This is a genomic window from Kribbella sp. NPDC051770 (assembly GCF_040681455.1).
Classification (GTDB): Bacteria; Actinomycetota; Actinomycetes; order Propionibacteriales; family Kribbellaceae; genus Kribbella.
On the sequence record NZ_JBFAYT010000010.1, the window covers coordinates 276,989 to 288,829 of the forward strand.

Annotated in this window: 9 protein-coding genes; 3 read left to right on the forward strand and 6 right to left on the reverse strand. The window is 71.2% G+C overall.

Annotation, left to right across the window (positions count from 1 at the left end):
• The first annotated feature begins 163 nt into the window (after nt 1-163).
• Nucleotides 164-487, forward strand: a complete 324-nt coding sequence (locus AB0M01_RS30250; protein ID WP_363675486.1) for a Fe-S cluster assembly protein HesB — start codon at nt 164-166, stop codon at nt 485-487.
• Between the two features lie 119 nt (nt 488-606).
• Here AB0M01_RS30250 and AB0M01_RS30255 read toward each other — a convergent pair whose 3' ends face one another.
• Together AB0M01_RS30255 and AB0M01_RS30260 are read right to left on the reverse strand one after the other, a co-directional pair.
• Nucleotides 607-2,403 carry an ABC transporter ATP-binding protein gene (locus AB0M01_RS30255; protein WP_363675488.1) on the reverse strand — a complete coding sequence of 599 codons (1,797 nt, stop codon included), beginning with the start codon at nt 2,401-2,403 and terminating at the stop codon, nt 607-609.
• The gene (locus AB0M01_RS30260; RefSeq protein ID WP_363675490.1) at nt 2,400-4,253 is read right to left on the reverse strand and encodes an ABC transporter ATP-binding protein; all 1,854 of its coding nucleotides are present in this window, start codon (nt 4,251-4,253) and stop codon (nt 2,400-2,402) included. Before AB0M01_RS30260 ends, AB0M01_RS30255 begins: the two co-directional genes overlap by 4 nt.
• Before the next feature lie 100 nt (nt 4,254-4,353).
• On the opposite strand from AB0M01_RS30260, the gene AB0M01_RS30265 reads away from it, so the two are divergent.
• Entirely contained in the window at nt 4,354-4,995 is a 642-nt protein-coding gene (locus AB0M01_RS30265; RefSeq protein ID WP_363675492.1) for a TIGR03085 family metal-binding protein, read from the forward strand.
• Here AB0M01_RS30265 and AB0M01_RS30270 read toward each other — a convergent pair.
• The 4 genes from AB0M01_RS30270 to AB0M01_RS30285 all read right to left on the reverse strand — a co-directional run bounded on the left by AB0M01_RS30270 (nt 4,981) and on the right by AB0M01_RS30285 (nt 9,983).
• A complete protein-coding gene (locus AB0M01_RS30270; protein ID WP_363675494.1) occupies nt 4,981-5,574 on the reverse strand; it encodes a VTT domain-containing protein in 594 nt (197 codons plus the stop codon). The genes AB0M01_RS30265 and AB0M01_RS30270 overlap by 15 nt on opposite strands.
• Nucleotides 5,571-6,338, reverse strand: coding sequence for an MBL fold metallo-hydrolase (locus tag AB0M01_RS30275; protein WP_363675496.1), 768 nt, complete (start codon nt 6,336-6,338; stop codon nt 5,571-5,573). The genes AB0M01_RS30270 and AB0M01_RS30275 overlap by 4 nt, the downstream gene beginning before the upstream one ends.
• 3 nt (nt 6,339-6,341) lie before the next feature.
• Nucleotides 6,342-8,528, reverse strand: coding sequence for an alkaline phosphatase family protein (locus AB0M01_RS30280; protein WP_363675498.1), 2,187 nt, complete (start codon nt 8,526-8,528; stop codon nt 6,342-6,344).
• Between the two features lie 132 nt (nt 8,529-8,660).
• Nucleotides 8,661-9,983, reverse strand: a complete 1,323-nt coding sequence (locus AB0M01_RS30285) for a family 43 glycosylhydrolase (protein WP_363675500.1) — start codon at nt 9,981-9,983, stop codon at nt 8,661-8,663.
• A gap of 144 nt (nt 9,984-10,127) precedes the next feature.
• Between AB0M01_RS30285 and dacB the strand changes: the two genes are divergently transcribed.
• Nucleotides 10,128-11,735 carry a D-alanyl-D-alanine carboxypeptidase/D-alanyl-D-alanine-endopeptidase gene (dacB, locus tag AB0M01_RS30290; RefSeq protein WP_363675502.1) on the forward strand — a complete coding sequence of 536 codons (1,608 nt, stop codon included), beginning with the start codon at nt 10,128-10,130 and terminating at the stop codon, nt 11,733-11,735.
• Nucleotides 11,736-11,841: the final 106 nt, after the last annotated feature.

Consider the following 11,841-nt stretch of genomic DNA (forward strand, 5'->3'; position numbering starts at 1 on the left):
GGCGGGGTGTGCTGCGGGGTGCTGGGCTGCTGGGAGGGGCCGGGTTGCTAGGCGTGGCTGGTGCTGGGGAGGCTGCCGCTACGTCGGGAGGTGGAGATGTTTGTGGTTCTCCCTATCGGGCACGGGGCGGGCTCACCGTGTTGATCGACAACGAGGAGTAGTTGTGCTGACCTTGACGGAGAACGCGACTCTGGTCATCAAGTCCATCACCGGCGTCGACGGCGCGCCGGAGGGTGCCGGCGTGCGGATCTCCCAGGAGAACCCGACCGACCCCTCCCTGGCGGTGACGACGACCGAGGGTCCGCAGCAGGGCGACCAGGTGGTCGAGGAGAGCGGGGCGCGGGTGTTCCTGGAGGAGAACGCGGCCAGCACGCTGGACGACAAGATCCTGGACGCCGCGGTGGACGACAAGGGTGGAGTCGAGTTCCTGCTCGTCCCGCAGCCCGGCGCCGGGCAGCAGAACGGCGCGGCCCCGACGCCGTCGTAAGAAACGAAGCCGGGCGTGCTGCCTCAACAGCACGCCCCGAGTGACCGACGTGGCGGGCCGGAGCCCTTTTCCTCCCTTCTCCGGCCCGCCTCGTCGTGCAAGAAGCAGAAATCTGAGATTCAGCCTGCGGAGCGCTGGGCGATCCAGCTGCTGTGCAGCCGCGAGTACACCCCGCCCTGACCGACAAGCTCAGCATGCGGACCCCGCTCGACCACACGCCCCTGATCGAACACCAGTACTTCGTCCGCCGCTTCCGCCGTCGACAACCGGTGCGCGATCGTCACCGACGTCCGGCCGGCCATCAGCCGCTCCAGCGCCGAGTTGACGCGCACCTCCGTACCGGGATCGACCGCCGACGTCGCCTCGTCCAGCACCAGCAGATCCGGGTCGGCGATGTTCGCCCGGACGAGCGCCACCAGCTGCCGCTCTCCCGCCGACAGCGACTCACCGCGCTGCCCGACCGGCGAAGCGAGCCCGTCCGGCAGCGACTCCAGCCAGTCCGTCAGCCCCAGCGATTCGAACGCCGCCAGCAGCTCGGCGTCCGTCACCTCCGGCCGCCCGAACCGCACGTTCTCCGCCAGTGACGAGTCGAAGAGATACCCGTCCTGCGGCACCATCACCACCCGCTCCCGCAGCGAGCTGAACGCGATCGTCCGCGCGTCCGCGCCGTCCAGCAGCACCGCGCCCGACGTCGGGTCCATCAACCGCGTCAGCAGCTTCGCGAACGTCGTCTTGCCCGATCCCGTCTCCCCCACGACCGCGACCCGCCGGTGCGGTTCGAGCCGTACGTCGACGTCGCGCAGCACCAGCTCACCTTCCGGGTAAGCGAAGTTCACGTCCGCGAACTCGACCGTGATCGGCCCGCGCTCCTGCGTCACGCCGTCCTCTCCCGGGTCGACGACGTCAGCCGGCGTGGCGATCACACCGAGCACTCGCCGCCAGCCCGCGAACGCGCTCTGCGCGTCGGTCAGCACCTGCGTCGCGATCTGCACCGGGTCCGAGAACAGCGCGACCAGGAACATGAACGCCAGGATCTCGCCGAGCGTGGCCTGACCGTCGACACCGAGCAGCACCCCCGCGGTCAGCACACCCGCGTTGGCCAGACCCGCAGCCAGCCCACCGATCGAGAACGTGATCCCGGTGATCGCCTGCGCCCGCGTCGCGGTCCGCCGGTAGTCCTCGATCGACGCGTCGATCCGCGCTTGCGTCCGGCGCTCGATCGCGTACGCGCGCACCACCTGCGCGCCGACGACCGGCTCGGCGATCGCCGAGAGCATCTCGCCGACCTTCGCCCGCACCACACCGTACGCCGCCGACATCAGCCGCTGCAGCGACTTCAGGCTTGCGAACAGCGGGATGAAGCAGATCAGCACGACCAGCGCGAGCTGCCACGAGTACACGAACATGACCACGGTCGCCAGCAGCATCTGCCCGATGCTGACCAGGAAGATGAACCCGCCGAACTGCAGGAACTGCGACACCGTGTCGACGTCCGACGTCACGCGGCTGACCAGCGCACCGCGCCGCTCGGTCGACTGGGTCAGCACCGGCAGGTCGTGCACGTGCCGGAACGCCTTGATCCGCATCGTGGCCAGGCCGCTCTCGGAGTTGATCGCGAGCCGCACGGTGGTCAGGTACGACGCGAACGCCGTCACCAGGATCCCGCCCGCGCAGGCGACGCACATCCAGGCCACGAACGACATGTCCGGCCCGCCCGGCCCGGACAGCCCCTTGTCGATGGTCTGCTGCACCGCGATCGGTACGACGATCCGCCCGGCCGTCATGGTCAGCGCGAGCAGCCCGGTGATCCACCACCCGCGGGCCAGCTCCGGCGAGACCTTCAGGCCCTGCCGCAGCGTGTCGAGCCCTCCGGCGTTGTCCCCGGCGTCCAGCCTGGTCGCCTCGGCGGCACTCACGCGCTTGCTCCTTCGCTGTCCAGATCGTCCAGTTCGGCGGCCAGCTCGGCCTCTTCCTCACGCCGCGCGGCGTCCTTCTCGTACGCGTCGACGAGATCCCGGTACTCCGGGGACTTCTCCTGCAGCTCCGAGTGCGTGCCCTGCGCCGCGATCCGCCCGTCGTCCAGGAACAGCACCTCGTCGGCCAGCGAGATCGTCGCCTTCCGGTACGCGATCACCAGCACGGTGGTGTCCGACCGACCACCCTGTACGGCGCTGCGCAGGCCGGCCAGGATCCGGGCCTCGACCTGCGGGTCGACCGCGCTGGTCGCGTCGTCGAGGATCAGCAGCCGCGGCCGCCGGACCAGCGCCCGGGCGAGCGCGATCCGCTGCCGCTGGCCGCCGGACAGCGTCGTCCCGCGCTCGCCGACCTTGGTGTCGAGCCCGTCGGGCAGCGACCGGATGAACCCGTCGCCCTGGGCGATCCGGAGCGCGTCCCAGATGTCGTCGTCGGTGAAGTCGCCGCCGAGGGTGATGTTGCCGCGGACCGAGTCGTCGAACAGGAACGCGGTCTGCGCGACCAGCGCGACCGACCCGGCCAGCTCGTCGCGGGCCAGCGTCCGCAGGTCGACGCCGTCGATCCGGACCGCGCCCTGCTCGGGGTCGACCAGCCGGGTCAGCATCGTGGTCAGCGTGGACTTGCCGGCACCGGTCGGGCCGACCACGGCGACCGTCCGGCCGGGCTCGACGGTGAAGTCGACGCCGGAGAGCACGTCGCGCTCGGGCAGGTACCCGAAGTGGAGGTCCTGGACGTCGAGCCTCGCCGCGGCGATCGAGGTCAGCTTCTGGTCGCCGTACTCCATCCCGCCCTCGGCGGTGAGCACGCGCTGGACGCGGTCCCAGCCGACGACCGAGCGCGGCAGCTCGCCGAGCACCCAGCCGAGCGCCCGGATCGGGAAGCCGATCAGCGTGAACAGGAACGCGACCTGGACCACGTCACCGGCGTCCGCCGCACCGGACTTCACCCGGCCGACCCCGACCAGCAGGACCAGCAGGACGCCGATCCGCGGCAGCCCTTCGATCACCGGGTCGAACGCACCGCGGGCCCGGTTCACCGCGATGTTGGCGTCGCGCAGCTCGTTGGTCGGGCCGGTGAAGCGCTCGGTCTCGGCGGCCTCGCGGCCCAGCGTCTTGACCACCAGCGCGCCGTCGAACGACTCGTGGGCGACCTCGGAGACGTCGGCGCGCAGCTCCTGCGCGCGGGTCGCGAGCGGCTGCAGGACCCGCTGGAAGATCACGTTGGCGACGAACACCAGCGGGAACACCAGGCAGCCGACCAGCGCCAGCCAGACGTCGGCGGCGAACATCGCGACGGTCGCGAACGCGAGCATCGCGATCACGCCGACCGCCATCGGCAGCGGGGCGATCGGGTACCAGGTCGACTCGACGTCGGCGTTCGCGTTGGACAGCAGCTGGCCGGTCGGGTGCTTGTGGTGCCACTCCAGCGGGAGCTTCAGGTACTGCCGGGTGACCCGGCGCCGGTACGTCGCCTGCAGCCGGAACTGCATCACGCCGGCGCCGACCCGGCGGCCGACCACACCGATCGCGCGCAGGACCGCGATCCCGAGGAACAGCGAGACCAGCGACGCCAGCGCGCCGAAGGTGGTGTCACCGCGCTCGAGCGCCGGGCGGATCACGTGGTCGGTGGCCCAGCCCAGCGCCCAGCCGTCGGCGACCGTCATCGCGCCGTACAGCATGCTGGCCGCGACCGAGAGCGCGAAGACCCAGGGCTCCTCGGCGATCGCGACACGCAGGACCGCGAACCCGCGCCGGGTCACGCTCCCCTTGGTGGGGACTTTCGGCAACGGCACGGGGCATCCTTCACGACGGCACTGTCAGGTGTGTAGGCAGCCAGTGAGACTGACAACGAATGACATTCTGCCATTGGGCACCGACAACTACGATCGAGTTGTGACCGACTACAGCCAGGTGGAACGACTCGCTCTGTGTGACCTCTTCGACCAGGTGGGGCCGGACCAGCCGACCCTGTGCGCGGGGTGGTCGACCCACGACCTGGCGGCGCACCTGTGGGTGCGCGAGTCCGACCCGGTGGCCGGGCCGGGGATCATGATCCCGGCGCTGGCCGACACCACCGAGCGGCGGATGACCGGCGCGAAGACGCGCTGGACCTTCACCGAACTGGTCGACCGGGTCCGCAACGGGCCGCCGACAGTGTCGATCTTCAACCTGCCGGTGCTCGGCCCCCAGCTGAACGTGACCGAGTACTTCGTGCACCACGAGGACGTCCGCCGCGCGGTCGCCGACTTCCAGGTCCGGGCGCTGCCGGACGACCAGCAGGCCGGGCTGTGGAAGATGGCCAGCCTGCGGGCCCGCTCGATGCTGCGCAAGGCGAGCAGCGGCGTGGTCCTGCGGACGCCGGACGGCCGCGAGGCGGTGGCGAAGAAGCCGACCGCCGCCGGGTCGGTGACGATCACTGGCGAGCCGGCCGAGCTGGTGCTGTTCTGCTTCGGCCGTCAGTCGGTGGCGCAGGTCGATCTCGACGGCGACCCCGAGCTCACCGCCCAGCTGCAGAACCAGTCATTCGGCGTCTGAGATCGTCGCCTTCTTCTTCCGGTAGCGCTGGACCAGGCTGCTGACCACGGTGGTCAGCAGCACCAGCACGATCGCCGCTACGACGCCCTGCCAGGGCTTGTCGAACAGCGCGTACCCGAGCAGGCCGATCGCCATGTAGACGGCCGCCCACAGTGACGACGCGGCCAGGTCGACCACCGCGAACCGGTGCCACCGGTACCCGGCCAGCCCGGCCGCGAGCAGCACCGGCACGCGCCCGCCGGGGATCAACCGCGAGGTCAGCAGCACGCTGATCTCGTGGTTGGCCAGCCGGTCGCGGAGCGCGTCGAGCGAGGCGTTGTCGCGCAGCCAGCCGATCCGCTTCGCGAGCCGCTCGCCGCCGGCGCGGCACCCGGCGTACACGATGAGGTCGCCGAGATAGGCGCCACCGGCCCCGGCGATCAGTACGCCGACCAGGCCGATCGGGTTGTTGTGCGAGGCGAGCACCGCCCCGGCCGACACCGCAGCGCCGGTCGGCAGCACCGGGAGCACCGCGCCGAGCAGCACGGCACCGGCCAGCACGATCAGGTACCAGAGGTCGAAATGCGCGTCACCGCTCACGGCCGCACCACCTCCGTCGACTCCCCCGGCACCAGAACCTCCACCTTCACTCCCGCGTCCACCGCCGCCATCTCCGCCTTGAACCGGTCTCCCGGCGGCAGGAACAGCTCCGGCTTCAGCCAGTCGCAGCCGATCGGCCAGAACGTCCCGAAATGTACCGGTACGGCGTACCGCGCACCGACCCGCCGAACCGCTTCCGCGGCGCGAACCGGGTCGAGGTGCCCTTCGCCGAGCGACGGTCCCCAGCCGCCGACCGGGATCAGCGCCAGGTCGACCGGGCCGACCTCGGCCGTCATGTCGTCGTACAGGTCGGTGTCACCGGCGAACCAGACGCTCGGCGAGCTCTCGACGCGGAAGCCGAGCGCTTGCGCCCGGTACTGCGACCAGGGCAGCCGGCGGCTGTCGTGGTCGGCGGTGACCGCGGTGATGTCCAGGCCGCCGATCCGCACCTGGTTGCCCGGGGCAACCTCGATGCAGCGGTCGGAGTACGCCTTGCCGGCCTCGGCGTGGATCAGCCGGGCGGCGCCGCGCGGGACGACCAGCGCGGCGTCCGGCGAGACCAGCGGCAGCGAGGTCAGGTGCAGGTGGTCGGCGTGCAGGTGCGAGATCAGCACCGCGTCGCACTCCCCCGCGTCCGGCAGCGGCAGTGGGCCGCGCCGGCGGCGCAGGTGCGCGATCCGGGCGGTCAGGACGGGGTCGGTGAGCAGCTTGGTGCCGCGGTCCTCGATGGTGGTGGTGGCGTGCCCCCACCAGGTGATTCGCACGCCTCAGGCCTCCACACTCGCGTCGCTGTCCACCGTGACGCCCCGGCTCGCGCGCCCGTCGCCGGAGTCCGCGCGCTCCAGCTCCGCGTCCTCGTCGACCGTCTCCGTCCCCGGCCGCTTGCGCTGGCCGAGCTGCTCCAGCCAGCTGATCAGCAGCGCGTGCACCGCATCCGAGCCGACCAGCGGCTCGTCGACCACCCAGCGCCGCGGGTGGACCAGCACCGCCTCGGTCTGCCAACCGCCGATCCCGCCGTGGCAGCCGACCAGCTCCTCGAACGCCGCCACCTCGTGGGTGTACTCGTCGAGCCGGCTGACCACCACCAGGTCGCCGTTGTGCGGCATCTCGGCCTGCCGCAGCAGCGACGACGCGGCCAACGGCCCGTACGCCGCCAGCGGGTCCTCGCCCTCGATCCGGCCGGTCCGCAGCACGTGCACCCCGGCCCGGCCGATCGCGACCGGCCCCTCGGCCAGCGAGTCGATCACCACGAACCCGATCCCGGGATGCGTCGCCAGCCCGGGAACGAGCCGCGGGTGCAGCAGCTCGATCTCTTCCAGCGGGACGCGACCCGGCGTCGTCGCCAGGTAGATCAGCGCCAGGTTGCCCGAGGCGGTGACCACCATCTGCTCGTCGGCCGCGACCGGCGGCTCGCAGTCGGCCGGCCCGAGCTCGACCTCGCCGCGCGGAGCCTTGCCGTGCAGCGCCTTCCGGGTCACCGACCCGGCGACGCTGCGGCGCAGGCTCAGCTCGGTCAGGAACGCGTTCACCGGTCCCCAGCCCTCGGACCGGCCGGTCGCCGCGACCGGCTCCTTGGTGGTGTCGACGAGGTCGTCGACCACCTGGGTCAGCGTCCGTCCGTACCGCTGCAGAAAGGTGGAGCCCTGGCTCTGGCCGTGGTCGGACAGCACCACGATCTCGTACGAGTGCGGCAGCGTGTCGATGATCCGCTGCAGCGCGCCGAGCACCCGGTCCAGGCCCTCGAGGGTCTGCAGCGACTCCGGCCGGGTCGGGCCGGCGTGGTGCGCGACCTCGTCGTAGTCGACGAAGTCGCAGTAGATCACCGGGGTGCCCTTGACCAGCTCGTCGGTGATCAGCGAGACGTTCAGGTCGCGCAGCAGCACGTTCGAGACCGCCCGCAGGAAGATGTACGAACCGCCGCGGTTGACCCGCGGGACCAGCTTGCGCATCCGCTGCCGGCGGGCCTGGTGCAGTTCCTTGATCATCTCGCCGACGCTGAGCACCAGGCCGCGGGTGACGCCCTGCGGGCTGCTGAAGAACCGGACGTACCCGCGGGCGCGGGCGCTCGGCAGCGCGGCCCGGCTGAAGACGAGTACCGAGTTCGGGGCGTCGCCGGACCAGTTGTTGCTGATGCTGACGCCGCCGTCGGCGAGCAGGCCGCGGCCGGTCGACATCCGGGCCTCGATCTCGGCGGCGTCGCGGGACCGGTTGGTGACCATCACCCGGCCGGTCTCCTTCTCGTACCAGCGGAACGCCGGGATCTGCCCGGACCCGCCGTGCAGGATGCCGGCTTGGCTCGCCGGAGTCGTCGCCGGTACGCCGGTGTGCCAGCCGAGCATCGAGTGACTGCCGTCGCGGATCCAGCCGCCCAGGTGCGGCAGGTTGCCCGACATCACCATCCAGTTCAGCAGCGGCGCGGCCAGGCCGTCGATCTGGACGATCAGCAGCCCGGTCTTCGGCGCGGGCTGCAGCCGGCGGGCCTTGCGGCGGACACCGCGCATCACCTCGGCCACGTACGCGTCGTCGCTGCCGGCGTACGCGACCCAGCCGACGAAGGCGCTGACCGACGACATCACGATCGAGACCAGCAGCGGCGCCTCGACGCCGCCGTGCAGGTTGACGCCCGGGTCGAGCGTGACGCCGACGTACACGACGCCGAACTGGGACAGCAGGCCACCGATCAGGACACCGACCGAGCCGATCAGGATCGCCAGGCCGGCCAGCAGCCAGCGCATCAGCAGGCCGATCACGGCCAGCAGCACGACCAGGCGGAACACCGGCAGCGGGCCGTCGCTGCTGATCTGCGGCAGCGTCCAGAAGGTGATGACGAGCGACACCAGCGACGCCAGGCCGCCCAGCAGCATCGCCTGCAGGCCACGCGTGGTCCGGCGGACGTCGAGCCAGACCGGACGCCGGCGCCGGTCGCCGGAGACCTGCTCAGGTGGTTTGGCCAACCTTCCGACTCCCCGTTCGAGTAGTTCACTACTGGAACGAGACTACGAGGCCGCCCCGCACACCCGTCCACTGCGCCACGCAACGGACGGGTGCTTCCCGGGGCGACCCTGAGCCGGCGACGGGGTGAACCCTCACTGGAGCTCGAAGTAGTCCACCTCCGCGTACGAGTTGCCCTTGGTCAGCCGGATGGTGTTCCAGCCCGCGTTGAGCGTCACGCCGACCGAGCTCTGGCGCCAGTTGTCCCAGCCGGTCGCCGGGTAGCTGACCGAGCCCTGGCTGTTGCCGTTGACAACGACACCGTGGCTGGCGGTGCTCCCGGTGCCGTTCGCGTAGCCGACCCACAGCGTGTAGCTGCCGGCTCGCGGTGCGTAGAACGTGTTCTCCACCCAGGAGTCCGCGAAGTCGATGTACGCCGCGACGGCGCCCTGCGACGCCCCGGCGGCGCCGGTGCGCACCCGGCAGTTGTTCAGCGTGCCGCGCTCGGCCTCGGTGCGGACCCGGCTGCCGCGGACGACCGGGAAGTCGCCGGCCCAGCCGAGGTCGGCGACGTACAGGTGCCGGGCGCCGTTGACCCAGCCGTGCAGGAAGACCTTGTCGTTGACGAAGTCGGCGCCGCCGGGGCCGCAGACGTGGTTGTCGAAGCTCGCGCTGGTCATCAGCGGGCGGTACGCCGTGGTCCACGGGCCGTTGAGGGTGGGCGCGACGGCGTACGAGGTGAGGTACTCGCAGCCGGTGTAGCTGCCGCCGGAGTAGAAGAGGACGAACTGGCTGCCGCGCTGCACCAGGTCGGGGGCCTCGATGACGCCGCCGGAGGAGATCAGCGCGGTGTTGCCGCCGGTGAGGGCGGTGCCGTTGTTCGTCGTACGGGTGAGCCAGAGGGTGGAGTTGACGCCGATGGCGTTGCCGTCGTTCTTCCAGAGCAGGTAGCGGGTGCCGTCGTTGGCGACGAAGGTGTTGGCGTCGATGGCGCCGCCGAGGTTGAGCGGGCAGATCAGCGGCTGGGAGCCGACTGGTGTGAAGGGGCCGAGGGGCGAGGACGCGGTCGCCGCGCCGATGCACTGGCGGCCGGAGGACTTGTGCCAGGCGGTGTAGGTGAGGGTGAAGCTGCCGTCCGGGTTCGGGTGGACGTCGGGAGCCCAGGTGCGGCCGGACTGGGCCCAGGCGGCGGACGGGCCGCCGGGCATCGCGTCGCCGCGGATCGTCCAGGGGCCGTTCGCGCTCGGGGCGGAGGCGGTCGGGACGTGGCCGCGGCCGTTGTTGGTGGAGTAGGCGTACCAGGTGCTGCCGACCTGGACGACGTCCGGGTCGGGGAAGTCCTCGTTGATCACGGGGGCCGGGAAGACGGCCGCGGTGGATTTCTGCTCGGCGGCTGTTGCCGGGGCGGTGCTGACCGGGCTGAGCGCCGCGGCGAGCGCGGTGAAGCCGGCCAGCGCGGTCAGGAGACGTCTGCGCATCATGTGCTCCTCAGGTGGGGCGGTACCTGCGGGAGCTACTTTTCCATCGATTCACCTGGATGACGAGAGGTCACCTCTGGACCGGGCGGAGTTGGCGGTGTTGACTCCGCTTAGTTGTTTTCCGCCTGAGGGGTTGGAGTTCTCGTGAAGTTCTTACCAAAGGTGTCTCCGCGGGGTGCCGTCGCCGTCGCCGCGGCCGTCGCGGCGACCGCCGGGCTGGTGGCGCAGACGGCCGGTTCGGCCGGTTCGGCCGGTCAGGGTGCCGCGGCGTCCGGGACGCAGGTTGCCGCGACCGGGCTCGCCCAGCAGCTCGACACGCTGCTCGCCGACGCGCGCTTCCAGGGGTCGCAGGTCGGGCTGGTGGTGCGCGACGCGACCACCGGCGAGACCCTGTACGACCGCAACGGCTCGACCCGGCTGCTGCCCGCGTCGAACACGAAGCTGTTCTCGTCCACGGCCGCGATGCACACGCTCGGGCCGTCGTACCGGTTCCACACCGACGTGCTCGCGACCGCGCCGGTGCGCGGCGGCAAGCTGCGCGGCGACCTGTACCTGAAGGGGTACGGCGACCCGACGGCGCTGGAGTCGGACTACGTCGCGCTGGCCAAGCAGGTCGCGAAGTCCGGCGTACGGCGGATCGACGGCGACCTGGTCGCCGACGACACGTACTTCGACCACGTCCGGCTCGGCGACAGCTGGGCGTGGGACGACGAGCCGTTCTACTACAACGCGCAGATCTCGGCGCTGACGCTCGCGCCGAACACGGACTACGACTCGGGGACGGCGATCGTCGAGAGCCGGCCGGGCTCGAAGGTGGGGGCGCCGGTCGGGTTGAAGCTCGTTCCGGCGAACGGCGTGATCAAGCTGGTCAGCACGGCGAAGACCGGGGCCGCGGGGTCGGACAACACGCTGACCATCGAGCGGGATCACGGGACGAACGTCGTACGGGTCTCTGGGTCGGTGCCTGCCGACGAGTCGGTCGGGCAGGAGTGGGTGACGGTCTGGGAGCCGGAGGTCTATGCGGCTGACGTGTTCCGGCGGGCGCTCGCTTCGTACGGCGTGCGGGTCGACGGCCGGATCAAGGTGGGCGCGACGCCGGCGTCCGGCTCGCGCCGGCTGGCGCGGGACGAGTCGATGACGGTCGGCGAGCTGATGAACCCGTTCCTGAAGCTGTCGAACAACATGCACGCCGAGACGCTGGTGAAGGCGATGGGCGCGGTCGCCGAGGCGTCCGGGAGTTGGTCGGCCGGGCTCGGGGTCGTCACGGACTACGCGGCGAGCGTCGGGGTCGACACCTCGACGATCCGGCTCTCGGACGGCTCCGGGCTCTCGCGGAAGGTCAACGTCACGGCTGACAGCGTGACTGACTTGCTGATCGCCGCACAGAAGGAGCCGTGGTACCAGCAGTGGTACGACGCGCTGCCGATCGCGGGCAACGCTGATCGCTTTGTCGGTGGGACGCTGCGGTCGCGGATGGCCGGGACGCCCGCCGCCAACAACCTGCACGGGAAGACCGGGTCGCTGACGGGCGTCACCGCATTGTCGGGCTACGTGACGGACGCCGACGGGCGGAAGCTGGTCTTCTCGATGATCAGCAACAACTACCTGACGACGCCGCGGCCGGTCGAGGACGCGGTGGGCGTGACGCTGGCGTCGTGGTCGGAAGCGAATCCCCCGGCGGCGGTCGCGCCGTCGACGCTGCGGACGGCGTCGGGTGACGACGCCTGCGGGGAGTGGACGAAGGCCTGCTGATCCACCTCTGCGCGACCGCCTCCGGGGGATTCGCTTCCGACCACGACGCCAGCGTCACGCCCACCGCGTCCTCGACCGGCCGCGGCGTCGTCAGGTAGTTGTTGCT